A 26,284-nucleotide genomic window follows, 5' to 3' on the forward strand; every position below is an offset into this window, starting at 1 on the left:
GTCGTGCTCCTACTCAGTTGGCGGGCTCGAGGTCCTTGGCGGGCATGCTGTCCAGCGGGGCGTCGGCGGGCAGGTGCCGCTCGATCAGGTACTTGTAGATCGCGCCGCCGATGACCGCGCCGATGACCGGCGCCACGATCGGGATCCACCAGTAAGGGAAGCCGTATTGGTCGGTGAACGCCGTGTCGTAGCCGGTCAGCCAGGACGCCAGGCGCGGGCCGAAGTCGCGGGCGGGGTTGATCGCGTAGCCGGCGTTGGTGCCCCAGGCCATGCCGATGGCGACGACCAGGAAGCCGACGACGACCGGGGCGAGGTTCGCGGCCGGGGCGGTGTTGCGCAGGTCGGTGATCGCGAAGATGACCAGGACGAGGATCGCGGTGCCGATGATCTGGTCGCGGAAGGCGCCCCAGTCACCCACCGGAAGGGTGCCGTTACCGGGCAGCGTGGAGAACACGCCCTGCGTCTTGATGGTGAGGCCGGGGTCCTTGACGTTGAGGACCTCGGTGTAGTTCCAGCGCACCAGCATCGCGGCGAGGAACGCGCCGGCGGTCTGGGCCAGGGCGTACGGGGCGACCTTGCGCCACTCGAAGCCCTTGAACACCGCGAGCGCGATGGTCACGGCCGGGTTCAGGTGGGCGCCGCTGATCCGCGAAGCGACGTAAACACCCAGGGTGACGCCGAGGCCCCAGGCCCAGGCGATGCTGTCGTGGTCCCCGATGCCCGCGGCGACGACCTGCGCCACCACCCCGCACCCGAACAGGATGAGGATCATCGTCCCCACGAACTCGGCGGCCATCTCGCCGGCGAGTCCACGGGCCTTGAGGCTTCGCGTCATTGCTTTCCTCCACAAAGGACCTTGTCCCCCTACTGGTGGATGAAAGTTAAGTTCGCGTGTCAGACCGGTCAACGGACGCCGGTCGGCATTGTCGAACGGCCGGAGTCGATGTTCGACATTGTCGAATCAGGGCCGGTCGGGTTAGGGTCGCGGCGTGCCCGGTCCGATCCAGTCCATCGAGCGCGCCGCCGCGATCCTGCGGTTGCTGGCGCGCGGCTCGGGGCGCCTGGGCGTCGGCGAGATCGCCGACGCCCTCGAACTGGCGAAGGGCACCGCGCACGGGATCCTGCGCACGCTGCAGGGCGTCGGGTTCGTCGAGCAGGACCGCGACACGGGCAAGTACCAGCTCGGCGCGGCGCTGCTGCACCTGGGCACGAGCTACCTCGACGTCAACGAACTGCGCTCGCGGGCGATCAACTGGGCCGACGCACTGGCCTCCCGCAGCGGCGAGGCGGTCCGGATCGGCGCGCCCCTGGAGGGCCGGGTGCTGGTCGTGCACCACGTGTTCCGCCCGGACGACAGCCTGCAGACCCTCGACGTCGGCACGCTGCTGCCCCTGCACGCGACGGCGCTGGGCAAGGTCCTGCTGGCCTACGACACGACGCTCGTGGCATCGTTGCGCACCGGCGAGCCGGAGGCCTACACCCGCCGGACGCTGGTCACCCAGACCGCGATCAAGCGCGCGTGCGCGAAGGTCCGCGAGGCGGGCTGGGCGGCGGAGAACGGCGAAATGATCTCCGGCGAGGCCGGGATCGCGGCACCGATCCGCGGCCACGGCGGCATCGTGGTCGGTGCGCTCGGGGTGTCCGGCGCGGTGGAGCGGATCTGCGAGCCGGACGGCAGCCCGAGCGCCCGCCTGCTGGGCCACGTCCGGGACGCGGCGCGGGCGGTCTCGCGCGACCTGGGTGCGTCGCGATGGTGAAGGGAGGGGCATGGTCCAGCGGTACGTGATGTCCATCGACCAGGGCACCACCTCCACCCGGTGCATCCTGTTCGACGCCCGCGGCCGGCTCGTCTCCGTCGTGCAGCGGGAGCACCAGCAGCACTTCCCGCGGCCCGGCTGGGTCGAACACGACGCGACCGAGATCTGGCGGAACGTCTCCCGGATCGTGCCGCAGGCGCTGGCCGACGCCGGCGCGACCGCCGACCAGGTCGTCGGGCTCGGGATCGCCAACCAGCGCGAGACCACCGTCCTCTGGGACCGGCGCACCGGCAACCCGGTGGGGCGGGCCATCGTCTGGCAGGACACCCGGACCGACGCCATGCTCGAGCAGCTCGCCCGCGAACCCGGCGCCGACCGCGTCCGGCAGCTGTGCGGGCTGCCGCTGGCCACGTACTTCTCCGCGCCGCGCATCCGCTGGCTGCTCGAACGCACGCCCGGGCTGCGCGAGCGCGCCGAACGCGGGGACGTCCTCTTCGGCACCATCGAGAGCTGGCTGATCTGGAACCTCACCGGCGGCGCCGAGGGCGGCGTGCACGTCACCGACGTCACCAACGCCTCCCGCACCATGCTGATGAACCTGCGCACGCTGAACTGGGACGACGAGCTGCTGGAGTTCTTCGACGTCCCGCGCGCGATGCTGCCGGAAGTCCGCTCGTCGACGGAGGTCTACGGCACCACCTCGCGGGTGGTCCCCGGCATCCGGATCGCGGCCGCGCTCGGCGACCAGCAGGCCGCGCTGTTCGGCCAGACCTGCTTCGCGCCCGGCGAGGCGAAGTGCACCTACGGCACCGGCAGCTTCCTGCTGCTCAACACCGGCCCGACGCCGGTGCTGTCCACCCACGGCATGCTCACCACGGTCGGGTTCAAGATCGGCGACGAGCCCGCGGTGTACGCGCTCGAAGGATCGATCGCCGTCACCGGGTCGCTGGTGCAGTGGTTCCGGGACGGCCTGGAGCTGATCGGCAGCGCACCCGAGATCGAGACCCTTGCCCGGACGGTCGAGGACAACGGCGGCTGCTACATCGTGCCCGCGTTCTCGGGCCTGTTCGCGCCGCACTGGCACAGCGAGGCGCGCGGCGTGATCGCCGGGCTGACGTCGTACATCACGAAGGGCCACCTGGCGCGGGCGGTGCTGGAGGCGACCGGCTGGCAGACCCGCGAGGTCGTCGACGCGATGAACGCCGACTCCGGGCTGGCGCTCTCGACGTTGAAGGTCGACGGCGGGATGACCGCGGACAACCTGCTGATGCAGTTCGTCGCCGACGTCCTCGACGTGCCGGTGGTACGCCCGATGGTGGCCGAGACGGTGTCGCTCGGCGCGGCCTACGCGGCCGGGCTGTCCGTCGGGTACTGGCCGGACCTGGAGGGCCTGCGGCGCAACTGGCACCGGGCGGGCCAGTGGCTGCCGGCGATGGACCCGGCCCGCCGCGACTCCGAGTACGCGCACTGGCGCCAGGCGGTGGAGCTGACGTTCGGCTGGATGCGCCCGGCCCCGGCCGCCGCGGCGCCCGGTTCGGACCTGGTCGAGGTGCTGCTGGCCGACCACCGCCGGTTCGAGCAGCTGCTGCGCGACCTGCGCAACAGCGAAGCCGACCGGCCCGCGCTCGTGGCGGAACTGGCGGCCCTGCTGGTCGCCCACGCGACGGCGACCGAGCGCATCGTCCGCCCGGACGCGCCGGGTTCTCCCTTCGCCGAGGACCTGCTGGCGGTCCTGGAGGGCGACGACTTCGAGAAGGCGTTGCTGCGGCTGGAAAACGTCGTCGACGCTCATGTGCGCGGCGAGGAACGCGGGCTGCTGAACGAGCTGCGCCGGAGTATGTCCACTTCGGACCGGACGGGTCTGGGCCGGGCGTTCGTCGCGGAACGCCGCCGCCAGCTGGACCTCGACTGCGGCGGGGTGGGCCACATCCGCGGCCTCGGCGACCGCCTGACGCTCTGAACCGGTCGGCGTAAAACCCCTTGCCCGACCGGCGTTCCGTCTGTCAGGGTGTCGCCAGTCGTCCGGACCCGCCTTGGCCGGGCCGTGTCCCTCCGCCCTCTCCGGCGGCGACGAGGACTCCCCCATGTCATCCGGATACCGTTCGGTGCTGCGCGTTCCCGGCGCCGCCGCCTTCTTCTTCACCGCCGCCGCGGGACGTGCGGGCATCGCCATGACCGGCCTCGGCCTGCTCTGGCTGCTCCACGCCCGCACCGGCTCCTACGGCACGGCCGGTGTCGCCACGGCGGGGTTCGCTCTCGCCGAAGCCGCGTCCGGCCCGCGGCTCGCCCGCCTGGTCGACCGGTTCGGCCAGACCCGCGTCCTGCCGTTCTCGGTGGCCGCCCACGGCATCGCCATCGCCGGCGTCCTCACCGCCCCGGCCCCGGCGGCGATCGCTTTCGCGGCCTGCGCCGGGGCGGCCGTCCCTCAGCTCGGCGCGCTTTCCGCGGCCCGCTGGGCGCACCTCTTGCGAGCCGCGGACCTGACCACCGCCTTTTCGCTGGAGTCGGTGGCCAACGCCACCGCGTTCCTCCTCGGGCCGGTAGTGGTCACCGCGCTCGGAGCGGCCGGGTACGCACCCCTGGCCAGTGCCCTCGCCGCGGCCCTGATCGTCGGTGGCGGCGCAGCCCTGGCTGTCCAGCACCGGACCGCGCCGCCGCCCGCACGCCCCGCCCCGTTACGGCCGGGCTTCGTGCGCTTCGCGCTGCTGAACTCGGCCGTCGGGCTGTACTTCGGCACCATGGGTGTCTCGGTGAGCGCGTTCGCCACGGAACACGGCGTGCCCGGTGCGGCCGCGCCGATCGTCGCCGCCGGGAGCATCGCCGGGCTGGTTTCCGGCTGGTGCTACGGACTGCGGCGCTGTCATGCCCCGGCGCGTCTCCAGCTCATCGCCGCCGCCGCGTACCTGACGGCCACGGCACTGCTGCTTCCCCTGGCGCCGTCCGCGCTCTGGCTCGGCGCCGCGGTGGTCGTCACCGAGGCGGCGATCCCGCCCACGCTGGTCCTGCTGAACGTCCTCACCGAGCGGGCCGTCGACCCGGCGGTCCGCACCCGGGCGTTCACCTGGAACAACTCCACCAGTGCGGCCGGTTCCGCCCTGGCGGCGTTCCTCGCCGGGCACACCGCCGACGTGCTGGGCGCCTCCGCCGCCTTCGCCTTCGCCCCGGCGGCCGCGCTCGCGCTGTTCGCGTTGGCCGCCACTCTGCCATCGGGGTGACGCCGGGTCCGGACCCCTGCCGCGGCGCGGGCGCCGGGGAGAAGACTGCGAGCACCGTTTCACCACCGGAGGGAGCACTCGTGTCCGCAGCCGCCGACCAAGCCTTGCTGTCCCTGTCCACCCCGGCCGGGCTCGCCGACCCGTACCCCGTCTACGCCAAGCTCCGCGAAGAGACCCCGATCTTCCGCAGCGAAGTCTTCGGCGGCTGGGTCCTCAGCCGGTTCGCGGACTGCCAGCAGGTGCTCGCCGACGGCGAGACCTTCCGGGTGCTGGACGCCCCATGGCGTGACCGGCACATGCCGGGCTGGCGCGACAACGCCGCGATGGCGTTGTTCGCCGACCTGCTGCCGTGGAAGAACCCGCCGGACCACACGCGTGAACGCCGCCTGCTCGTCCGCGACTTCACCGTCCGGCGCGTCCAGGCGCTGGAGCCCGCCGTCCGCCGGGCCACCGACCGGGTGCTGGACCGCTTCGCCGACGCCACGGCGGACGGGACCGCGGCGGAGTTCGTCGGCACGGTCCTGTACCCGCTCGGGATGGCCGTGATCGGCGACCTGGTCGGCGTACCCGAAGCCGACCACGACCGGCTTCGCCGCGTCACCGACCTGATCGGCAAGCAGGTCAACCCCGCGATGTCGCCCGACCTGCGCGCCCAGGTCGACGCGGCCGCCCTCGAATACCGGGCCTACTTCACGGAGCTGATCGCGCTGCGGCGCGCGGAACCCGGTGCCGACCTGACCTCCGCGCTGCTGGCCAGGCCCGCCGCAGGCGCGGAGCTGATGTCCGAGGACGAGGTGCTCAACGCACTGCTGGTGTTGTTCGGCGGCGGCTACGAGACGACCGCGGGTGCGCTGGGCAACGGTGTCCACGCGCTGCTGACCCACCCGGACCAGTTCGCCCTGCTCGCCGGCGATCCGGGGCTGGCGGCGGGCGCGGCCGAGGAGATGTTGCGGTGGGACGGGGCCGCCCAGATGAGCCAGCGCGCGGCCGCCGGTCCGGCGGTGCTCGACGGGCGGGAGATCGCGGCGGACGACGTCGTGGTGATCCTGGCCGGAGCGGCGAACCGGGACCCCGCGCGCTTCGCGGACCCGGACCGCTTCGACATCACCCGCGACGGCGGCCGCGGGCTGTTCTTCGGGCACGGCCTGCACCTGTGCCTCGGCGCGGCCTTGGCGCGGCTCGAGATGACCGTGCTGCTGGAACAGCTGGGGAAGCGGTTTCCGGCACTGCGGATCGGCGGGGAGGTGGAGCGCCGGCCCAACCCGGCGCTGCGCGGGATGGCGGCCCTGCCGCTGATCCGGTGAGCCGCGAGCCGGCAACGCGCCACGGCCTGCCCGGGATCACCCGAGCGTGATCGGCCCGGACAGTTCCGGCGGCACGCCACCCGGGAACTGGTCGGCGGTGACGCGAGGCGCGTGCGCGAAGCGGGCGCCGCGGAATTCGGCGTTCTTGCGGAACTTCGCGTCGCGCAGACCGATGGCGCCGTCGAACGCCACGCCGAGGAAGGTCGCGTCGCGGGCGAAGACGGCTTCCCGGAAGCTGACGTCGCGCCGGAACGCGGCGCCGGGGAAGTTGGCGTTGCCGCCGAAGGTCGTGCCGACGAACCTCGCGTTGCCTTCGAAAGCCGCACCGCGGAATTCGGAGTCGCCGGCGAAGCGAGCCGAACCGAACTCGGCGCCGCGGGCGAAGACGGTTTTGGCGAACCAGGCGCGGCGGGCGAACTTCGCCCCGGCGAAACCGGCGTCGGCGGTGAAGGAAGTGCCTTCGAACCGGGCGCCTCGCAGGAACTTCGTCTCGGCGAAGTCGGCACTCCCGGCGAAGGTCATGCCGCGGAAGTGCGCACGGCCGGCGAAAGTGGCGTGGCCGAACTGCGCGTCGTCGGTGAAGGTGGCGTGTTCGAAGGCCACGTCCCCGGCGAAGGTCGTCCCGGTGAAGCCGGCAGTACCGAGGAAGGTGACGTCGTTCAGCCGGAGAGCGTGCAGGTGGCAGCCGCTGAAGTCGGCTTCGCACAGGACCGCGCCGGTCAGGTCGAGGTCCAGGCCGGGCCAGAACGTCGCCACCGGCTCCCCGGGTTCGGGCCCCGGGCGCAGGTGGCCGGCCAGGATGCGTTGCGCGGTGAGACGGACTTCGCGTTCCCGCTGCCGCTGCCGTCGTGCGTCCGGGTCGTGGTCCGGCTCCGGCGGCGGGTCGACCGGCATCCGCAGGTAGGCGCACACCACGTTCACGATGGTCTGGCGCTGCCCGGAGTTGTCCTGGGCCAGTCGTTCCAGCGCGTACAGCCCACCCAGGCGAACCGGGGCCTCGGCGGCCCCGAGGTGCTCGACGGCCTTGGTGAACAGCTCGGTGATCCGGCGGGCCGTCGCGTCGGTTTCGGTGGCGAGGGCGACCCGCTCCTGGTGCGCCCGGTTCTCCGCCGCAACGCGTTCTTGGAGGGCGTGCGCACGGGCGACGTCGGCCTGGTCGCGCTCCTTCTGGAGCAGGGCGAGGTCCGTGGACCGCTGCCGTCGCCAGGCCAGGTACAGGGCGAACAGCCCGCCGCCGCCCAGGCCGAGACTCAACCCGATCCGGAGCACTTCCAGCCGCGCGTTCACCCGGCTCGGGTCGGCGCCGTCGGTGGTGAGGCCGATCCACAAGGCGGTCACCGTCGCGGCCACGACGAGCGCGGTTCCCAAGGCCATGGCCAGCACCGCCCGGCCCGACAGCGGGGTCACGATCTGTTTCGGCTGGTCGACGGGGCGCGGAACGGGCGGAAGACCCGAGGCGGTATCGGTCACCGCGCCATCATGACGTGCGTCTCGGGGTCCCGGCGATCTTCGCGCCGAACGACGGCGTGTCCACCGCGGCGCCTTGCCGGACGTGCCTCAGACGCCCTTGAGGCAGCGGCTGCTCTCCCGCACCACCAGCTCGGCCTCGACCGTGCCCCACGCCGGGACCGCCACGCCGTCGATGCGCGCCGTCATCGTGGCCAGTGTGCGGTGGCCCGCCGCCAGGTAGTCCTGGCGGACCGTGGTCAACGGGGGTGCGAAGTACGCCGCCTCGGGGACGTCGTCGAAGCCGACCACGTGGGCGTCCCGGGGGACGCGCATGCCCGCCTCCGCGAACGCCGCCACGAGGCCCAGTGCCATGTGGTCGTTCGCCGAAAACACCGCGCCCACGCCGGATTCGACCGCCAGGGACTGGCCCGCGCGGAAGCCGGATCGGGCGGACCAGTCGCCGCGGACCACCGGGGGGACCTCCGCTCCGTGCCGCTCGAGCGTCTCGCGCCAGCCGCGCTCGCGGGCGCGGGCCACCGGGCCTTCCTCCGGGCCGCCGAGGTGCCAGACCGTCGGGTGGCCGAGTTGCAGGAGGTGCTCCGTCGCCTGGCGCGCGCCCGCGTACTGGTCGGTCGACGCCGCGGGGACCAGCGGGATGCCGGCGACCGGGGCCAGCTCGGCCAGGAGGTGCCCGTCGAGCACCACGATGCCGGCAACCCCCTGCAGCTGCAGGCCGGCCACCGCGGCCAGCACCGCCGCGCCGCTGGTGTTCGACACGCTGAAGACGCTCAGCACGTATTCCTGCTTGTGGGCGGCCTCGCGAAGGCCGTGCAACACCGGCCCGGACGCCGACGATCCGGTCGCGATCACCCCGAGCGTGCCCCGCCGCTGGAGGGGCCGCGCACGGAGCGGGCCATCGGGACCTGCGTCGTCCACGGGCATGCGTCGATGTTAGCGATCACTCCGAGAGACGTGAACTTTGTTCGCCTTCCATAAATAACGAAAAGGTAACGGGCTGAACCGGCCCCGGCCGGCAGCCGTTCCCCCCAATGCCGGAACCAGTGACACCGGGCGGGTTCCCCCGATACCGCGCCCGGGTGCCACCCCCGGGTTTCGCGCGTCTCCAGCCCGGGCACGCAGGCTCTCTTCGGCGTGCCCGGAAAATCGAACGAGGTGAACATGGCCCGGAATACCACCCGCACCCCCGCCACGGGCAGACATCGGATCAGCCGCCGCACGAAGATCGCGACCGGTGGCCTGGCGCTCGCAGTGGCCGTCGGCGGCATCGTCGTCGCGACCACCACCGGCCACACCGGTGAAGCCAGCGCCGACCCGGCCGACGCGTCGTTCTTCCTCGACATCGCGAAGGTCCCTTCAGGCAACAACGTGAACAAGGCGCTGCAGCAGAAGGGTGCCCGCGGCACGTTCACCGTGGACTGCGGCCGCAACGAGAACCAGCACTTCAACCCGGACAACTTCATCGCCCAGCCGGGGATCAAGAACGGTGCCCAGCACCTGCACGACTACGTCGGCAACCTCTCCACCAACTCCGACTCGAACAACAAGAGCCTCGTCAAGGCCGGCACCACCTGTAAGAACGGCGACAAGTCCGCCTACTTCTGGCCCGTCGTGCGCATCGACACCGGCGACGCCGAAAAGAACCCGCCCGCCACCCAGCCCGACCGGGCCGGCAGCGCCAAGGACAAGGCGAGCGCCCAGGTCGAGTGCCCCGACGTCGCGAGCAAGCTCCCCGACGTCCCGGACCAGGCGATGGACGAGGTCAACCGCAACCTCGACCTGCTCGACAAGCAGATCGACGAAGCCAACAAGCGGATCGCGAACGGCGACCTCAAGACGCCGCAGGACATCCAGAACGCCGTCGTCGGCCCGCTCAAGGACAAGCGCGCCTCGACCATCGACCGGATCGCCATCGCCATCGGCCGCCGCGCCGCGAAGCCGACCAACCTCGGCGGGCTCGCGCAGTGCGCGCTCAAGCAGAACGGCAAGGGCGGCATCGACAACGGCGGCCAGAACTCGGGCGGCCAGCCGGCGGAACTGCCCGGCGTCAACGACAAGAACGAGGTCGGCGACAACGACGGCGAGATCCAGCGCGTCCAGTCGGCGACGATCACGTTCACCAGCGGCGGCGCGAGCAAGGTCGTCGCGATGCCGCAGTTCCTCCGCATCCTCTACGGCGACGCCAAGCAGAGCACCAACGGCCCGGCCAACGCCCGGCCGAGCTGGACCTGCACCGGCTTCGAGGACCGGCTCACCGACCACTACCCGATCTGCCCGCAGAACAGCAAGGTGGAGCGCATCCACGCCTTCCCGAACTGCTGGGACGGCAAGAACATCGACAGTGCCAACCACCGCACGCACATCGTGTTCGCCGACCAGCAGGGCAAGTGCCCGAAGGGCTTCCAGAACGTGCCGCAGCTGGTGATCAAGCTGGTCTACAACATCCCGCACGACATCCAGGTCAAGGGCCAGTACAAAGTGGACGCCTTCGAGCAGGAGGCGCACAACCCGCGCTCGGACCACGACGACTTCGCCAACGTCATGGGCCAGCGCCTGATGAACCAGGTCGTCAACTGCATCAACACCGGCAAGCGCTGCAACCAGTAGGAAACTTCGTGAAGGCCACCTTGAGGAACTTGAAGTTCCTCAAGGTGGCCTTCACGAAGTCGGCGTCAGGAAGTCGGTGCCAGGGTCCAGGTGACCGTGTCCGTCCGGCCGTCCTGGCGGGACGTTGCCTGCACGACGTTGGGGCCGGGCTGCAGGGTCACGCCGGACCAGACGGCGATGTGGTCGGCCGGGACGCGGGTGCCGAGCGGGACGCCGTTGACCGACAGGCTCACCGGCCCGGTGCCGGCGTAGACCTTGACGTCGGTCGTGGCGGTGGTCCGGACGGTGTCGCGGGCCGAGGTGATGTGCAGGACCGGCCGCGACGACCAGTTCGCCTGGTACCAGTAGAAGGCGTCCTTCTTGGTCACCCGGTCGTCGGTGACCAGGCCCTTGTCGTTGATGCCCGGGCGGTCGCCCTCGTTGCGGCCGTCCGAGGCGAAGTCGAACATCACCCACACGAAGCTGCCCCAGAGGTACGGCCGGGCCTCGATCGCCCGCCACGACGCCTCGGCGACCTCCGCCTGGTACTCCTCGGGGTGCCAGTGCCCGCCGGGCACCGGCGGGACGGGGTGCTGCTCGTGCTGCCGGACGCTCGCGCCGGCACCGTACTCCGAGACGGAGATCCGGCGGCCGGGATCGGCCCGGTGCAGGTCGTCCGCCCACTTCCCCAGGTTCGCCGCACCGGGCAGGTACCAGCCGTAGTAGCGGTTGTAGCCGGTGAGGTCCGCGTGCCCGGCGAGGGCGTCGGTGTCGGACAGGCAGCAGTGCGCGTACGTCGTGAGCCGGTCCGGATCGTCCGCGCGGAAGACGGCCTGAACGGCGGCGAGCACGGCGTTGGCGGCCGGGCTGGAGACGTACTGCTCGTTGCCCAGGCCCCACAGCGCCACCGACGGGTGGTTGAAGTTCTGCCGGACCAGCTCGTGCGCCTGCGCCGAAGCGTTCGCCGTGAACGCCGGGGAATCGGTGACGAAGCCGACCAGCGGCACCTCCGTCCAGACCACCAGGCCCAGCCGGTCGGCGAGCTCGTATTCGTGCGGCGAATGCTGGTAGTGGGCCATCCGGACGGCGTTCGCGCCCAGCTCCGCGATCAGCCGGTAGTCGGTGTCGATATCGGCGTCGGAGACCGCCGCACCCCGGTCCGGGCGGCTGGGGAGCTGGGTGTTCACCCCGTGCAGCGGGTACGGGACGCCGTTGAGGAAGAAGCCACGCTCCGGATCGACGGCGAAGGTGCGCAGTCCCAGCGGTACAGTCACCTCGTCGCCGCCCACTTCGGCGGTGACCGAGTACAGGTAGGGATCGCGCACCCCGTTCCACCGGTGCGGCCGGAGCACCCGCACCGGGGAAACCACCGGGACCGTGCTGCCCGCCCCCACGGTGACCGCGCCGGCCGAGACCGCCACGACCCGGCGCGAAGCGTCCCGGACCACCGTCCGGACCGGAATCCGCCGCGTCACCGCGGTGTCGTTGGTGACGCGGGTGGTGACGTCGAGGTCGGCCGCCGCCGCGGTGAGCGCCTTCTGCCGCACGAAGACCCCGGGCCCGCCGTAGTCGAGCGCGTCCACGTGCATGGGATCGGTGACGACCAGCCGGACGTCGCGGTAGAGGCCGCCGAACAGGGTGAAGTCGCCGTCGAGCGGGGCCACGTCCGCGGTCTTCCGGTTGTCGACCGCCACCGCGACCGACACCGGCCGCCCGGCGGGCGCGAGGCCGGTGATGTCGAACCGGAAGCCCGAGTAGCCACCTTCGTGCCGCCCCGCGCGGCGGCCGCCGACGTAGACGTCGGTGACCAGGTTCGCGCCGTCGAACTGCAGGAACACCCGCCGGTTCCCCGCCGGGACGGTCAGCCGGGTCCGGTACCACCCGACGTCGCGCCGGTAGTTGCCGCCACCATCGGCGCCGTCGGCCGCGTTCCAGGTGTGGGGCAGGGTGACGGGCGTCCAGGCGAAGTCGTCGAAATCGGGGGCCGCGGCCCCCGCGACGTCGCCGAGGTGGAATTTCCAGCCGGTGGCCAGCACGGTTTCGGTGCGGGCGTGCCCCGGTGCCGCCACCGCGGCCGGGACGCAGAAACCACACAGCAGCAGGGTGATCAGGGCGATGACGACGCGGCGCATGCACGGACTATGACCATGCCGTCACCGGGCGGTCAAGAAACTCCGCGTAATTCGAGAACTTCGAAAGAGACAATTCGTCGAATGGGTAAGGGGCCTCCCCCGCGAACGGGAAAGGCCCCTTACCGAACCACCCGGCTCAGGAAGCCGCGCGGCGCTTCGTCCAGATGTCGTAGGCCACCGCGGCCAGCAGCACGACACCCTTGACCAGCATCACCCGCTCGCTCGGCGCGCCGATCAGGGACATGCCGTTGTTGATCACCGCCATGATCAGGCCACCGGTGATCGCGCCGACCACCTTGCCGACGCCGCCCTGCACCGCCGCGCCGCCGATGAACGCCGCCGCGATCGCGTCGAGCTCGAAGTTGACGCCCGCCGTCGGGCCCGCCTGGTTGAGCCGGCCGGCGAAGATGATGCCCGCCAGCGCGGCCAGCACGCCCATGTTGACGAAGATCCAGAACGTCACCTGCTTGACCTTGACGCCCGAGAGCGTCGCGGCCTGCAGGTTGCCGCCCACGGCGTAGATGTGCCGGCCGAACACCGACTTCCCGGCCACCAGCGAGTAGCCGAGCACCAACACCGCCAGCAGGATGAGCACCCACGGCAGGTTCTTGAACCGCGCCAGCTGCACGACCAGCGCGAGCACCAGCACCGCGATCCCGGCGATCTTGAGCACGAACACCGGGAAGGGGTCGACGTCCTGGCCGTAGCCCATCCGTCCCGCCCGCTTGCGCCACTGGGTGAACACGATCCCGGCCACCGCGGCGACGCCGGCGAGCAGCGACACCAGGTCGGCGCCGCCGAGCGGGCCGAGGCCGATGTTGCCCAGGTAGCCGTCGGTGAAGCCGTTGGACAGCGTGCGGATCGCGTCCGGGAACGGGCCGATGCCCTGGTTGCCCAGCACCGTCAGGGTCAACGCCCGGAACGCCAGCATGCCGGCCAGCGTCACGATGAACGCCGGGATGCCGAAGTAGGCGACCCAGTAGCCCTGCCACGCGCCGATCGCCGCGCCCACGACGAGGGTGATCAGCACCGCCAGGAACCACGGCACGTGCGAGTTCACCATCAGCACCGCCGACACCGCGCCGGTCATCGCGACGACCGACCCGGCGGACAGGTCGATGTGCCCGGAGATGATCACCAGGATCATCCCGATCGCGAGGATCAGCACGTAGCTGTTCTGCACGATGATGTTGGAGATGTTCTGCGGTTCCAGCAGCGCGCCACCGGTGAGCACCTCGAACAGCACCACGATCAGCGCGAACGCGACGTAGATGCCGCTCTGGCGCGGGTTGATCGAGATCCTCCGCTTGGAGCGCTCAACCGGGGGCACGGTGGGCCGCGCGTCGGTCGTGGTCATTCCCGTTCCTTAGTCATGTACTGCATCAGCAGTTCCTGAGTGGCTTCTTCGCGCTTGGCTTCGCCGGTGATCCGCCCCGCCGACAGCGCGTAGATCCGGTCGCAGAGCCCGAGCAGCTCCGGCAGCTCGGAGGAGATGACCAGGACGGCCTTCCCCTGGGCGGCCAGCTCGTTGATGATCGTGTAGATCTCGAACTTCGCGCCCACGTCGATGCCACGGGTCGGTTCGTCCAGGATCAGCACGTCCGGATCGGTGAAGATCCACTTGGCCAGCACGACCTTCTGCTGGTTGCCACCGGAGAGCTTCCCGGTCACGCTCTGCACGCTCGGCGCCTTGATCCGCAGATCCCGGCGGTAGGAGTTGGCGGTGTCGTGCTCGGCGTGCTCGTTGACCCAGCCACGCTTGGCCAGCTTGCCCAGCCCGGCCGCGGACACGTTGCGCTGGATGTCCTCGATCAGGTTGAGCCCGTAGCGCTTCCGGTCCTCGGTGGCGTAGGCGATGCCGTGGCGGACGGCCTCCTGCACCGACCGGACCTGGATCTCCTTGCCGTGCTTGAGGATCCGGCCGGAGATGTCCTTGCCCCACGACCGGCCGAACACGCTCATCGCGAGCTCGGTGCGGCCCGCGCCCATCAGCCCGGCGAGGCCGACGATCTCCCCGCGCCGGAGCGTTAGCGACGCGTTGTCGACGACGACCCGCCCGGCCTGGGTCGGGCTGTGCACGGTCCAGTCCTCGATCCGCAGCACCTCTTCGCCGATTTCCGGTTCCCGCGGCGGGAACCGGTGCTCGAGGTCGCGGCCGACCATGCCGGTGATGATGCGCTCTTCGGTCAGCCCCGCCGCGTCGAGCGTTTCGATCGTCTTGCCGTCACGCAGGATCGTGACGGTGTCGGCGATCGCCGTCACCTCGCCGAGCTTGTGCGAGATGATCACGCACGTGACACCCTGGTCCCGCAGCCCGCGCAGCAGCTCGAGCAGGTGGGCCGAGTCGTCGTCGTTGAGCGCCGCGGTGGGCTCGTCGAGGATCAGCAGCTTGACCTCTTTGGACAGTGCCTTGGCGATCTCGACGAGCTGCTGCTTGCCGACACCGAGTTCCTGCACCGCCCGCGTGGCGTTTTCGGCGAGGCCGACGCGCTTGAGCAGCGCGCCGGCCTCGTGATTGGTGCGGTTCCAGTCGACCCAGCCGCGCTTGGCCTGTTCGTTGCCGAGGAAGATGTTCTCCGCGACCGACAACTGTCCGCACAGCGCGAGTTCCTGGTGGATGATCACGATCCCGCGCCGTTCGCTGTCGCGCACCGACCCGAACTCGCACCGCTGCCCGTCGAAGGTGATCTCGCCGTCGTACGTCCCGTGGGGGTAGACGCCCGAGAGCACCTTCATCAGGGTGGACTTCCCGGCGCCGTTCTCCCCGCAGATCGCGTGGATCTCCCCTTGGCGCACGGAAAGCGTGACGTCGGACAGCGCCTTGACCCCGGGGAAGGTCTTGGTGATCCCGCGCATGCCGAGTAGTTCGGTCATTTCAGCTGACCTGCCGTGTAGTAGCCGGAGTCGACGAGCTCCTTCTGGTAGTTGGTCTTGTCCACGGTGACCGGCTGCAGCAGGTAGGACGGGACGACCTTCTTGCCGTTGTCGTAGTCCTTGGTGTTGTTGACCTCGGGCTTGCCGCCCTTCAGCACCGCGTCGGCCATCTTCACCGTCACGTCGGCGAGCAGGCGGGTGTCCTTGAAGATCGTCGAGTACTGCTCACCGTTGATGATGGACTTGACCGAGGCGACCTCGGCGTCCTGCCCGGTGACGATCGGGTACGGCTGACCGGCGGTGCCGTAGCCGTTGCTCTTCAGCGCCGAGATGATGCCGATCGACAGGCCGTCGTACGGCGAGAGCACGCCGGAAACCTTGGCGCCACCGGTGTAGGTCTTGGTGAGCAGGTCTTCCATGCGCCGCTGCGCGGTGGCCGGGTCCCAGCGCAGGATGGCCGCGCGGGCGAAGTCGGTCTGGCCGCTCTTGACGACCAGCTTGCCGCTGTCGATCAGGGGCTTGAGGACCGACATCGCGCCGTTGAAGAAGAAGGTCGCGTTGTTGTCGTCCGGCGAACCGGCGAACAGCTCGATGTTGAACGGACCGGCACCGTCACCCAGGCCCTTGACCAGCGAGTTCGCCTGCTCGACGCCGACCTTGAAGTTGTCGAAGGTGGCGTAGTAGTCGACGTTCGGAGAGTTGCGGATCAGCCGGTCGTAGGCGATGACCGGGATCTTCTTGTCGGCCGCTTCCTGCAGCTGGGTGGTGATCGCGGTGCCGTCGATCGAGGCGATGACCAGGACCTTGGCGCCCTTGGTGATCTGGTTCTCGATCTGGTTCACCTGGGTGGGGATGTCGTTCTCGGCGTACTGGAGGTCGACCTTGTAGCCGAGCTTCTCCAGGGCGGCCTTGATGTTGTCGCCGTCGTGGATCCAGCGCTCCGACGACTTGGTCGGCATGGTGACGCCGACCAGGCTGCCCGCGGCACTGGCACCCGAAGACGGCGCCGCCTGGTCCGCGGTCTTCTGGCTCGAGCCGCACGCCGACAGCGTGAGCACGAGCCCCGCGGCGGCGACCGCCGCGATTCCTCTGGTGAACTTCATCGTTCTTTCTTCCTTTCTCAGAAGCCTGCTCAGAAACCCTGGGCGAGCCGGTGGTACGCCTGGTTCCAGCGGATGCGGTCGGCGAAGTCGTACGGGGTCGTGTCCTTGTCGATGACCAGCAGTTCTACACCGAGCAGGTTCGCGAAGTCGCGCAGGGTTTCGGTACCCACCGCCTGGGTCAGCACGGTGTGGTGCGGGCCGCCCGCGGTGATCCACGACTCCGCGGACGTCGACAGCGACGGCGCCGGCTCCCAGACCGCCCGGGCGACCGGCAGGTTCGGCAGCGGCTCGTCCGGCGCGACGACGTCGATCTCGTTGGCCACCAGCCGGAACCGGTCGCCGAGGTCGACCAGGCCGAGGACGACGCCGGGGCCGGGCGCGGCGTCGAACACCAGCCGGACCGGGTCCTCGCGGCCGCCGATGCCCAGCGCGTGGATCTCGCAGGACGGCTTGGCGGCGGCGATGCTCGGGCAGACCTCCAGCATGTGCGCGCCGAGGATCTTCGGCTTGCCCGGCCCGAAGTGGTAGGTGTAGTCCTCCATGAACGACGTGCCGGCGGCCTTGCCGACGCCCATCGCCTTGACCGCGGCGAGCAGCGCCGAGGTCTTCCAGTCACCCTCGCCGCCGAAGCCGTAGCCGTCGGCCATCAGGCGCTGCACGGCGAGGCCGGGCAGCTGGCGGAGCCCGCCGAGGTCCTCGAAGTTCGTGGTGAACGCGCCGAAGCCGCCGTCGGTGAGGAACTTCCGCATCCCGGCTTCGATCCGGGCCGCGTAGCGCAGCGACTCGTGCCGCGCTCCCCCGGCCGCCAGATCCGGCACCACGTCGTAGTCCGCGGCGTAGGCCGCCACCAGATCGTCCACATCCGACACCTGGTCGACCAGCTCGACCAAGTCGTTGACGCCGTAGGTGTTGACCGAGACGCCGAACCGCAGTTCGGCTTCGACCTTGTCGCCTTCGGTCACGGCGACGTCGCGCATGTTGTCGCCGAACCGGGCCAGCCGCAGGTTGCGCAGGTGGTCGGCGCCGATCGCCGCGCGCGCCCACGCGTCGATCCGGGCGACGACGGCCGGGTCGGACACGTGACCGGCCACGGTCTTGCGCGGCACGCCGAGGCGGGTCTGGATGAACCCGAACTCGCGGTCGCCGTGCGCGGCCTGGTTGAGGTTCATGAAGTCCATGTCGATGGTCGACCACGGCAGGGCTTCGTTGAGCTGGGTGTGCAGGTGCAGCAGCGGCTTGCGCAGGGCGTCCAGGCCGGTGATCCACATCTTGGCCGGTGAGAAGGTGTGCATCCACGCGATCACGCCGACGCAGTCGGCGTCGGCGTTCGCTTCCTGCAGCACCCGGCGGATGGCGGTGCCCTCGGTCAGCACCGGCTTGCCGACGATCTCGGCGGGCAGCCCGCCGGAGGCGGCCAGCAGCTGCTGGATGTGCAGGGACTGGCCGGCCACCTGCTCCAGCGTCTCCTCGCCGTAGAGGCCCTGACTGCCGGTGAGGAACCAGACCTGGGGTTTCGACGCGCGCGTCATCGTTCTCCTTGGGAAGATCAGTGCTGGCCGTAGACGTTCTGGTACCGGGCGTAGAGCCGGTCGACGTCCTCGGGCCGCAGGGGTTCGGGCGTACCGAGCTCGAAAGCCTTGTGCACGGTGCGGGCCACCTCTTCGACCAGCACCGCGGCCTTGACCGCGGCGCGGGCGGTGCGGCCGACGGTGAACGGGCCGTGGTTGCGCATCAGCACCGCCGGCGACCGGCTCGAGCGAAGCGTTTCGACGATGCCGCGGCCGATGGAGTCGTCGCCGATCAGGGCGAACGGCCCGACCGGGATCTCCCCGCCGAACTCGTCGGCGATCATCGTCAGCACGCACGGGATGGGTTCGCCGCGAGCCGCCCACGCCGTGGCGTAGGTCGAGTGGGTGTGCACGACGCCGCCGATCTCCGGCATGTGCCGGTAGACGTAGGCGTGCGCGGCGGTGTCCGACGAGGGCGCGAGCTCGCCTTCGACGAGCTCGCCGTGCAGGTCGGTGACGACCATCGTCTCTGCCGACAGGTCGTCGTAGGACACCCCCGAGGGCTTGATGACCAGCAGGTCCCGGCCCGGGACCCGCGCCGAGACGTTGCCCGCGGTCCAGACGACCAGCGCGTTGCGGGTCAGTTCGCCGTGCAGCTTCGCGACCGTCTCCCGCAGTTCGGCGACGGTGTCGAGCACTTCACCGGTCAGCGACATCAGGACCGTCCTTTCGCGACATCCCTCGAAACAGCACGGCGGCGGGCCGCCAGGCGGTGCATGACATCGTTGCCGCCACGGCCGAAGTAGTCGTGCAGCTCGGTGTATTCGGCGTACAGCTCGTCGTAGGCGACGACGTGCGCGGGCACCGGCCGGTACACCGCGCGCTCGACCGAGCCCATCGCCGCGGCGGCCACGCGGACGTCCGGGTAGGCCCCGGCGGCGACGGCCGCGTGGATGGCCGAGCCCAGCGCGGGTCCCTGCGCCGAGCCGATCACCGACAGCGGGAGGTTGGTGACGTCGGCGTAGATCTGCATGAGCAGCGCGTTCTTCATCAGGCCGCCCGCGATGATCAGCTCGGTCACCGGGACGCCGGCCTGGTTGAACGTCTCGATGATCTTCCGGGTGCCGAACGCGGTGGCTTCCAGCAGCGCGCGGTAGGTGTCCTGGGGCCGGGTGGCGAGGGTCTGCCCGACGATGACGCCGGACAGCTCGTGGTCGACCAGGACCGACCGGTTGCCGCTGTGCCAGTCGAGGGCGATCAGGCCGTGTTCGCCGATCTCCTGCTGGGCGGCCAGCCGGGTGAGGTGCTCGTGCCCCTCGTAGGACGCCGGGACGCCGTGCTCGACGAACCAGCCGAAGATGTCGCCGACGCCGCTCTGGCCGGCTTCGTACCCCCACAGGCCGGGCACGATCCCGCCTTCGACGACGCCGCACATCCCGGGGACCTCGCGCAGCTCGGCGCCGTTCATCACGTGGCAGGTCGAGGTGCCCATGATCGCCACCATCTGCCCCGGCTCGACGGCCTGGGCGGCGGGCGCGGTGACGTGCGCGTCGACGTTGCCGACCGCGACCGCGATGCCCTCGGGCAGCCCCGTCCAGGCGGCGGCCTCGGCGGACAGCGAACCGGCGCGGGAACCCAGCTGGCCCAGCGGGTGCTCCAGCTTGTCGGTCACGAAGGACTCGAAGCCGGGGGCGAGCTCGCGGAGGAAGTCGCGGCTCGGGTACTGGCCGTCCTGCAGGATGCCCTTGTAGCCGGCGGTGCACGCGTTGCGGACGTAGCCGCCGGTGAGCTGCCAGACGATCCAGTCGGCCGCCTCGACCCAGTGCCGCATCGCGGTGTAGACCTCGGGCGCCTCTTCGAAGACCTCGAGGGCCTTGGCGAACTCCCACTCCGACGAGATCAGCCCGCCGTAGCGCGGGAGCCACTTCTCGCCGCGGGTGCGGGCCAGCTCGTTGATCCGCACGGCCTGCGGCTGCGCCGAGTGGTGCTTCCAGAGCTTCACGTACGCGTGCGGGTGGCCTTCGAACTCGGGCAGTTCGCACAGCGGCGTCCCGTCCGCGGTCGTCGGCACCATCGTGCACGCGGTGAAGTCGGTGGCGATGCCGACGACGTCGGCCGCGTCGACGCCGGCGTCCCGCAGCGCCGCCGGGACGGCGTTGCGCAGCACCCCGACGTAGTCCGCCGGCACCTGCAGCGCCCATTCCGGCGGCAGCGCGCGGCCCGTGGCGGGCAGCGTCTCGTCGAGCACCCCGTGCGGGTACGCGAAAACGCCGGAGCCGAGTTCGGCCCCGTCAGCCACGCGCACGACCACCGCGCGGCCCGACAGCGTGCCGAAGTCGACGCCGACGGTGAGTGGTTCTCCCACGGTGTCTTCCCTCCTGATTGGTGACCGGGGCGCGGCGCGGGCGGCGGTGAACGCGCCGCGCCCCGGGGTCTTAGCGGCCGGTGAGCACCAGCGTCGTCACCGAGTTGGCCGGCAACGTCAGCTTCGACGTCGCGGCCAGACCGGTGATCTCCCTGGTCTGCGGCACGATGGCGGTCGGCGCGGCGAGGCTGTTGCGTCCCGCCGGGTCGCCGGTGAGCGTGGTGAGCGTGCCGGTGCCGTCGACGGCGGTGACGCCGGTGAGCGACAGCCGGGTGGTCTGCACCTGCGAAGTCGGGTTGACGAGTTTGACCGTGAAGGTCTTCCTTCCGCTCTTCGTGGTCACGTTGACCACCTGCCGCAGGGGGCTGCCCTGGTTGAGGCGGCTGGTGACGATCTGCTTGCCGAGGGTGCTGGAGAACATCTGCTGCACCCAGTACGACGGCGAACCGTAGCTGCTCCCCGCATCGAGCCCGATCAGGTTGACGCCCCAGTTGGACTGGTTCTCGTTCACCAGCACCGGCGCGTACATCGAGCCGATGACGATGTCGCTGTTGCGTTCGAGCCCGGTGAGGAACGCGGCCTCGCCGATGGCGGCGGCCAGGGTGCCGGTGGGCCGGCCGTCCTGGGCGCCGTACTCGCCGACGAGGATGTCCGGGCCGCTGCGGTCGGCGGTGTCGTAGCGGGTCGAGTTGTCGGTGAACCACTGCGGCGACTGGTAGTAGTGGTCGTCCGCGGCGTCCGGGCGCACCCCGGTCGAGGTGCTCGACGCGGTGCCACCCTGCAGGCCGCCGGTGGTGGCGATGACGGTCAGCTGCGGGTACTTCGCTTTGATGGCGTTGTACATGTCGGTGAAGCGCCAGGCGTAGCTGCCCGAGCCGTCGAACCAGTCCTCGTTGCCGACCTCGACGTAGTGCAGGTCGAACGGCGCCGGGTGCCCGTCGGCGATGCGCTTGGCGCCCCACGTCGTCGAGCTGTCGCCGATGGCGTACTCGATCTCGTCGAGGGCCTCCTGGACGTACTGCGGGTAGTCGGCCTGGTCGACGTGCCGGCCGTTGAGGGTGTAGCCGGCGAACAGGGCCAGCAGCGGCTGGGCACCGATGTCCTCGGACAGCTTCAGGTAGTCGAGGATGCCGAAGCCGTCGGTGGACCAGTAGCCCCACGCGGTGTTCTGGTGGCCCGGCCGGTCTTCCTGCTTGCCGATGGTCTTCTTCCACGCGAACCGGGTGTCGAGGGTGTTGCCTTCGAGGTAGTTGCCGCCCGGGACGCGGAAGAGGCCGAGCTTCATCGCCGCGAGCTTCTGCCCGAGGTCGGCGCGGACGCCGTTGGGCCGGTTCTTGAAGGTCGGCGGGAACAGCGAGACCTGCTGGAACCAGGCGTCGCCGGTCAGCGCCGTCTTGCCCTTGTTGACCAGGGAGACGACGATCCGGTTGTCGGTGGACGCGGCGATCGTCGACGGCGTGGTGAAGCCGAACGTCTGCTGCGTCCACGCAGGCCCGACCGGCTGGACGTCCTTGCTCGCCAGCACCGTGCCGTCCGGCTTCTCCAGGCTGACCCGCACCGCGCCCTTCCAGCTGCCCTTCGCGAAGAAGCTGCCCGTGTACTTCGTGGACGGCTTCGCGGCCACACCGTAGAAGCCGACGTTCGCGGCGGCAACCCGGCCGGCCGCCGGGACCGCGTCGGCGTGCAGCTTCAGCGAGCGGTCGAGCGCGGTGTTCAGCGGGGTGGCGGTGTCGACCGAGTAGGCACCGGTCGCGCCCGCCGAGGTGACGAGCGACCAGTACGGCACCGGCGTGTTGCCCGCGCCGCTGCCGGGCTGGTAGCCCTCCTTGAAGGTGCGGTTGCGGACGAGCTCGGCGTAGAGGCCGCCTTCGACCGAGTGGCTGATGTCTTCGAGGATCGAGCCGTACGTCGTCGGCCGGGTGTTGGCGCGGACGACGTTGGCGTCGACGGCGAGCTGGTTGGCCCCGGCCAGGGTGCCGATCTGGGCGGCGGAGAGCGGGAAGCGGCGCAGTTCGAGCTCGTCGACGGCGCCGGTGAAGCCGGAGCCGACGGTGAACGGCGCCGCCGCGGTGCCCGAAGCCGGGCAGGCGGAGACGTCGAGGGTGGTGCCGGTGGGCGTGCCGCAGGTGCTGGTGACCGCGGACGCGTCGCCGTCGGCGTAGACGGTGAGCCGCTGCGAAGCGCGGTCGAGGACGAGGGCGGCGTGGTGCCAGTTGCCGTCGGCGAGCCCGCCGCCGTTGGTGGTCACCTGGATCGTGCCGACGCGGGCGGTGAGCTTGCCGCCGGTCACGCCGAGCGCGTAGCCGGCACCGTGGTCCACCAGGGTGCCGGACCCGGTCGTGCGGAACCAGCCGGCCAGGGCCAGCGAGCCGGTGCCGGTGTCGAACGCGGGCGAGCTGCCCATGTCCACAGTGGACTTGCCGTCGAGCTGGACGGCCTTGCCGGCCGCTCCCGCGGTCCAGGTCGCGCCCTTGAGCGTGCCGTCGGCGGCGTTGGCCGAGGAGTCCCGCGCCACCGTGCCGGTGCCTTCGTCGAAGTGCCACGACCCGCTCGCGGCCAGCGCGGCGACCGCGGACCCGGTCAGCGGGGTCGGGTACGCGCGGACGTCGTCGACGCCGCCGGCGAACCAGTCGGCGGGGCCGCCGGCCCACTTGCCGCGGCCGATCACCAGGTGCCCGGCGGCGGTCCACGGCGTGGTGAACGGGACGCTCTGCTGCAGCGTTCCGTTGACGTACAGGGAAAGCGTGCCGGCCGCCCGGTTGTAGACGCCGGTCACGTGCTGCCACTGGCCGGCCTGCGCGGGCAACGGTGACACCGCTGAGGATGAAGCGGTGTCACCGTCGCCCGCGCGGCGGGTGAAGGCGAAGCGGCCGTCGGCGGCGCGCTGGAGGTAGAAGCCGCTGATCGCGGAGCCGTCGACGCTCACGGCCGTCCGGAAGCCGGCGTCCGCGGTGGGCTTGATCCACGCCGAGACCGAGAAGCTCTGCGCGGTGTCCACGACCGGGCCCGGGACGTCGACCGCGGCGTCGGTGCCGTTCAGCGCGACGCCGTGGGGGCCGACGACGCCGTCACCCCAGGCGGCGCCACCGGTCAGGGTGGCGGTGCGCGCGTCGAGGGAGTCGTCCGCCGTGGTGGGGCCGGTGCCCTCGTCGAGGCCCCAGTGCCCGGCGATGGCCAGGCGGGCGGCGTCGGCCGCGGTCAGCGGGCCCGAGTAGGCGCGGACGTCGTCGATCGTGCCGTCGACGAAGTCGACCGGGTTGCCGGCGTACTTGCCGCGGCCGATCACCAGGTGACCGGTGCCCGCCCAGGCCGTGGGCGCGGCGACGGTGGTCTGGCGGGTGCCGTCGACGTACAGCGACAGCGTCGACGCGGCCGAGTCGTACACGCCGGTCACCTGGTACCACTGGCCCGCGACCGGGTCGAAGTTCGCGCCCGCCACGACCCCGTCGGTCGGCGCGTCGCCGGCCAGGCGGGTGAAGGCGAACCGGCGGGAGTCGTCGCGGAACTGCAGGAAGAAGTTGCTCACCTGGGTGCCGTCGATGCTGACGAACGTCTGGTAGCCCGACGTCTTGTCCAGCTTCACCCAGCTGCTCACCGAGAAGCTCTTGGTCGTGTCCAGCACGGGTGCGCCGGCGTCGGCGAAGCCGTTCGCCCCGTCGGTCGTCAAGGCCCCGCCGCGGATGCCCTGGCCCCAGCCCGCGCCGCCGGTCAGCGTGGCCGGGTGGCTGCCCGCGGTGTCGGCGGCGGCCGTCCCGCTGCCGTCGTCGAACGTCCAGTGCCCCGCCGGCCCCGGCTCGGTGCCGGCCGAGGCGGCCGGCGCCACGGCGACCGGGACGCCGGAGCACAGCGCCAGCGCGGCGAGCACGGCCATGGGCCGCCGCAGTCTGCGGTGCATGACTCTCCCTTGAGTGTGTGCGGAGGCGTCGCTTTCACGTGAAAGCGACGCCTCGGGCGCTAGCGGGTCCGGCGGGTGACGAGGCGTTGCAGGACGATGAAGACGAACAGGAGGGCCCCGGTGATGATCGAGGTCCACCAGGAGTTGAGGGTGCCGTCGAAGGTGATCAGCGTCTGGATGATGCCCAGCACCATGATCCCGAGCACGGTGCCGAGGACGTAGCCGGAGCCGCCGGTGAGGATGGTGCCGCCGATGACGACCGCGGCGATCGCCGTCAGCTCCAGGCCGACGCCGTTGAGCGGGTCGCCCGAAGACTTGTAGAGGACCAGCAGGATCCCACCGAGTGCCGAGCAGACGCCGCTGATCGTGTAGACCGCGATCTTGGTTCGGCCGGTCTTGAGGCCCATCAGCATCGCCGACTGCGCGTTGCCGCCGACCGAGTAGACCGTGCGCCCGAACCGGGTGAAGGCCAGGACGTAGGCCGCGGCGGCGACGACCAGCAGGGCGACCACCACGCTGATCGAGATGTGCAGCTCGCCGCCGAGCGGGATCTGCGTCTGGGCCAGGGTGGCGATCGTCGCGTTGTCGATCGAGTAGGCCTCGGTGGTGATCGTGTAGCAGAGGCCGCGGGCGAAGAACATCCCGATCAGCGTCGCGATGAACGGCTGGATCTCGAAGAAGTGGATGAGCGCGCCCATCCCGGCGCCGAGCACGGCGCCGACCACCAGCACCACGGCGATCGCCGCGTACGCCGGCCAGCCGTGCTTCTGCATCAGGTCACCGGAGATCACGGTGGACAGGGCGACCACCGAGCCGACGGACAGGTCGATGCCGCCGGTGAGGATCACGAACGTCATGCCGACGGCGACCACGAGCAGGAAGGCGTTGTTGATGAACAGGTCGAGGATGACCTGCCCGGACCCGAAGGCCTCGTACTGGATCGCACCGAACACGTACGCGGCGATCAGCAGCGCCAGCGTCGCGAGGATCGGCACGTGCCGCTGCTGCGGCCGGTAGCCCTTCACGCGGGCGAGCGTGGTCATGCCGTGACCTCCACCTTCTCGGGAGCGGGTGTGGTGGCCGGCTGCCCCGGCCGGTGTGCCCGGCGGCGCCGGAGCTTCCGGCGGAAGGCCGGCGACTGCAGGAGGCACACCGCCAGCACGACCAGGGCCTTGACCAGCATGATCGCCTCGGGCGGGATACCGAGGGCGTAGACGGTGGTGGTGAGCGTCTGGATGAGCAGCGCGCCGATCACCGAGCCGCCGAGGGAGAACCGGCCGCCGGTCAGCTGGGTGCCGCCGACGACGACGGCGAGGATCGCGTCGAGCTCGATGAAGAGCCCGGCGTGGTTCGCGTCGGCGCTGTGCACGTTCGCGCTGATCATCAGCCCGGCGATGCCCGCGCACAGGGCGCAGAAGACGTAGACGAGCCAGGTGAGCCGGGCCGAGCGGAGGCCGGCCAGGCGGCTGGCTTCGGGGTTGCCGCCGACCGCCTCGACCAGCAGGCCGAGCGCCGAGCGGCGGACGAGCACCGACGCGAGCGCGAACACCGCCAGCGCGATGAAGATCGCGCCCGGCAGGGTGAACAGGAACCCGCTACCGATCCACTCGAACGAGTGGGAGTTGACGGTGATGATCTGCCCGTCGGTGATCAGCTGCGCGATGCCCCGGCCGGCGACCATGAGGATCAGCGTGGCGATGATCGGCTGGATGCCCAGTGCCGCGACGAGCCAACCGTTCCACACGCCGAGCACCAGGGACAGCCCCAGCGCCAGCCCGAACGCGATCAGCGTGGTGCCGACGCCGTCGGGGTTGTCGCTGACCCACAGGCAGGCGAGTGCACCGCTGATCGCCACGACCGAGCCGACCGAGAGGTCGATGCCGCGGGTGGCGATCACGAGCGTCATGCCGATCGCGATGAGGATCAGCGGGGCGCCGTTCTTGAGGATGTCGATGACGTTCCCGTAGAGGTGCCCGTCACGCAGTTCGATCTTGAAGAACGACGGGCTGGCGATCAGGTCGCCCAGCAGCAGCACCAGCAGGGCCACCACCGGCCAGAAGAGCCGTTGTTTGGTCAAG

The 26,284-nt window shown here is 70.9% G+C and carries 18 protein-coding genes; 5 read left to right on the forward strand and 13 right to left on the reverse strand.

What is annotated here, in order from left to right; genetic code table 11:
• Positions 1 to 13: 13 nt before the first annotated feature.
• Positions 14 to 835, reverse strand: coding sequence for an MIP/aquaporin family protein (locus tag ACLJQF_RS39490; protein ID WP_410615405.1), 822 nt, complete (start codon positions 833 to 835; stop codon positions 14 to 16).
• Positions 836 to 989: 154 nt separating this feature from the next.
• Between ACLJQF_RS39490 and ACLJQF_RS39495 the strand changes: the two genes are divergently transcribed.
• From ACLJQF_RS39495 to ACLJQF_RS39510, 4 genes are all read left to right on the forward strand, one after another.
• On the forward strand, positions 990 to 1,757 hold the full coding sequence (locus tag ACLJQF_RS39495; RefSeq protein ID WP_410615406.1) for an IclR family transcriptional regulator: 768 nt from the start codon (positions 990 to 992) through the stop codon (positions 1,755 to 1,757).
• A 10-nt stretch (positions 1,758 to 1,767) separates the two neighbouring features.
• Positions 1,768 to 3,717 (forward strand): glycerol kinase GlpK, encoded by a 1,950-nt coding sequence (gene glpK, locus ACLJQF_RS39500; protein WP_410615407.1) that lies wholly within the window; start codon positions 1,768 to 1,770, stop codon positions 3,715 to 3,717.
• Between the two features lie 124 nt (positions 3,718 to 3,841).
• Complete coding sequence (locus ACLJQF_RS39505; RefSeq protein WP_410615408.1) at positions 3,842 to 4,972, forward strand: MFS transporter; 1,131 nt, start codon at positions 3,842 to 3,844, stop codon at positions 4,970 to 4,972.
• 80 nt (positions 4,973 to 5,052) lie between these two features.
• The gene (locus tag ACLJQF_RS39510) at positions 5,053 to 6,276 is read left to right on the forward strand and encodes a cytochrome P450 (RefSeq protein ID WP_410615409.1); all 1,224 of its coding nucleotides are present in this window, start codon (positions 5,053 to 5,055) and stop codon (positions 6,274 to 6,276) included.
• A 36-nt stretch (positions 6,277 to 6,312) separates the two neighbouring features.
• Here ACLJQF_RS39510 and ACLJQF_RS39515 read toward each other — a convergent pair whose 3' ends face one another.
• Positions 6,313 to 7,746, reverse strand: coding sequence for a pentapeptide repeat-containing protein (locus tag ACLJQF_RS39515; protein WP_410615410.1), 1,434 nt, complete (start codon positions 7,744 to 7,746; stop codon positions 6,313 to 6,315).
• 87 nt (positions 7,747 to 7,833) lie between these two features.
• Positions 7,834 to 8,667 carry a substrate-binding domain-containing protein gene (locus ACLJQF_RS39520; RefSeq protein WP_410615411.1) on the reverse strand — a complete coding sequence of 278 codons (834 nt, stop codon included), beginning with the start codon at positions 8,665 to 8,667 and terminating at the stop codon, positions 7,834 to 7,836.
• Positions 8,668 to 8,904: 237 nt separating this feature from the next.
• On the opposite strand from ACLJQF_RS39520, the gene ACLJQF_RS39525 reads away from it, so the two are divergent.
• Positions 8,905 to 10,350: a DUF1996 domain-containing protein gene (locus tag ACLJQF_RS39525; RefSeq protein ID WP_410615412.1), complete on the forward strand. Its 1,446-nt coding sequence runs from the start codon at positions 8,905 to 8,907 to the stop codon at positions 10,348 to 10,350.
• 65 nt (positions 10,351 to 10,415) lie between these two features.
• Here ACLJQF_RS39525 and ACLJQF_RS39530 read toward each other — a convergent pair whose 3' ends face one another.
• The 10 genes from ACLJQF_RS39530 to ACLJQF_RS39575 form a co-directional block, all read right to left on the reverse strand.
• A complete protein-coding gene (locus tag ACLJQF_RS39530; protein WP_410615413.1) occupies positions 10,416 to 12,461 on the reverse strand; it encodes a glycoside hydrolase family 2 protein in 2,046 nt (681 codons plus the stop codon).
• Positions 12,462 to 12,597: 136 nt separating this feature from the next.
• On the reverse strand, positions 12,598 to 13,818 hold the full coding sequence (mmsB, locus tag ACLJQF_RS39535; protein ID WP_410615414.1) for a multiple monosaccharide ABC transporter permease: 1,221 nt from the start codon (positions 13,816 to 13,818) through the stop codon (positions 12,598 to 12,600).
• A complete protein-coding gene (gene mmsA / locus ACLJQF_RS39540; protein WP_410615415.1) occupies positions 13,815 to 15,335 on the reverse strand; it encodes a multiple monosaccharide ABC transporter ATP-binding protein in 1,521 nt (506 codons plus the stop codon). Before mmsA ends, mmsB begins: the two co-directional genes overlap by 4 nt.
• Positions 15,332 to 16,438 (reverse strand): multiple monosaccharide ABC transporter substrate-binding protein, encoded by a 1,107-nt coding sequence (gene chvE, locus ACLJQF_RS39545; protein WP_410615416.1) that lies wholly within the window; start codon positions 16,436 to 16,438, stop codon positions 15,332 to 15,334. The genes mmsA and chvE overlap by 4 nt, the downstream gene beginning before the upstream one ends.
• A gap of 29 nt (positions 16,439 to 16,467) precedes the next feature.
• The gene (araA, locus tag ACLJQF_RS39550; protein WP_410615417.1) at positions 16,468 to 17,967 is read right to left on the reverse strand and encodes an L-arabinose isomerase; all 1,500 of its coding nucleotides are present in this window, start codon (positions 17,965 to 17,967) and stop codon (positions 16,468 to 16,470) included.
• Positions 17,968 to 17,984: 17 nt separating this feature from the next.
• Entirely contained in the window at positions 17,985 to 18,662 is a 678-nt protein-coding gene (locus ACLJQF_RS39555; RefSeq protein ID WP_410615418.1) for an L-ribulose-5-phosphate 4-epimerase, read from the reverse strand.
• Positions 18,662 to 20,311, reverse strand: coding sequence for a ribulokinase (gene araB, locus ACLJQF_RS39560; RefSeq protein ID WP_410615419.1), 1,650 nt, complete (start codon positions 20,309 to 20,311; stop codon positions 18,662 to 18,664). The genes ACLJQF_RS39555 and araB overlap by 1 nt, the downstream gene beginning before the upstream one ends.
• A gap of 70 nt (positions 20,312 to 20,381) precedes the next feature.
• Positions 20,382 to 24,206 carry a LamG-like jellyroll fold domain-containing protein gene (locus ACLJQF_RS39565; RefSeq protein ID WP_410615420.1) on the reverse strand — a complete coding sequence of 1,275 codons (3,825 nt, stop codon included), beginning with the start codon at positions 24,204 to 24,206 and terminating at the stop codon, positions 20,382 to 20,384.
• A 59-nt stretch (positions 24,207 to 24,265) separates the two neighbouring features.
• Entirely contained in the window at positions 24,266 to 25,249 is a 984-nt protein-coding gene (gene yjfF / locus ACLJQF_RS39570; protein ID WP_410615421.1) for a galactofuranose ABC transporter, permease protein YjfF, read from the reverse strand.
• Positions 25,246 to 26,283: an ABC transporter permease gene (locus tag ACLJQF_RS39575; protein ID WP_410615480.1), complete on the reverse strand. Its 1,038-nt coding sequence runs from the start codon at positions 26,281 to 26,283 to the stop codon at positions 25,246 to 25,248. Before ACLJQF_RS39575 ends, yjfF begins: the two co-directional genes overlap by 4 nt.
• Position 26,284: the final 1 nt, after the last annotated feature.

It is taken from the genome of Amycolatopsis sp. lyj-109 (assembly GCF_046548995.1).
GTDB lineage: Bacteria > Actinomycetota > Actinomycetes > Mycobacteriales > Pseudonocardiaceae > Amycolatopsis.

Bases quoted from the DNA above. Each gene is read 5' to 3' on its own strand.
- ACLJQF_RS39490 (WP_410615405.1), bottom strand. From the start codon at position 835: ATGACGCGAAGCCTCAAGGCCCGTGGACTCGCCGGCGAGATGGCCGCC.
- glpK (WP_410615407.1), top strand. From the start codon at position 1,768: ATGGTCCAGCGGTACGTGATGTCCATCGACCAGGGCACCACCTCCACC.
- ACLJQF_RS39505 (WP_410615408.1), top strand. From the start codon at position 3,842: ATGTCATCCGGATACCGTTCGGTGCTGCGCGTTCCCGGCGCCGCCGCC.
- ACLJQF_RS39520 (WP_410615411.1), bottom strand. From the start codon at position 8,667: ATGCCCGTGGACGACGCAGGTCCCGATGGCCCGCTCCGTGCGCGGCCC.
- ACLJQF_RS39525 (WP_410615412.1), top strand. From the start codon at position 8,905: ATGGCCCGGAATACCACCCGCACCCCCGCCACGGGCAGACATCGGATC.
- ACLJQF_RS39530 (WP_410615413.1), bottom strand. From the start codon at position 12,461: ATGCGCCGCGTCGTCATCGCCCTGATCACCCTGCTGCTGTGTGGTTTC.
- mmsB (WP_410615414.1), bottom strand. From the start codon at position 13,818: ATGACCACGACCGACGCGCGGCCCACCGTGCCCCCGGTTGAGCGCTCC.
- mmsA (WP_410615415.1), bottom strand. From the start codon at position 15,335: ATGACCGAACTACTCGGCATGCGCGGGATCACCAAGACCTTCCCCGGG.
- chvE (WP_410615416.1), bottom strand. From the start codon at position 16,438: ATGAAGTTCACCAGAGGAATCGCGGCGGTCGCCGCCGCGGGGCTCGTG.
- araA (WP_410615417.1), bottom strand. From the start codon at position 17,967: ATGACGCGCGCGTCGAAACCCCAGGTCTGGTTCCTCACCGGCAGTCAG.
- ACLJQF_RS39555 (WP_410615418.1), bottom strand. From the start codon at position 18,662: ATGTCGCTGACCGGTGAAGTGCTCGACACCGTCGCCGAACTGCGGGAG.
- ACLJQF_RS39565 (WP_410615420.1), bottom strand. From the start codon at position 24,206: ATGCACCGCAGACTGCGGCGGCCCATGGCCGTGCTCGCCGCGCTGGCG.
- yjfF (WP_410615421.1), bottom strand. From the start codon at position 25,249: ATGACCACGCTCGCCCGCGTGAAGGGCTACCGGCCGCAGCAGCGGCAC.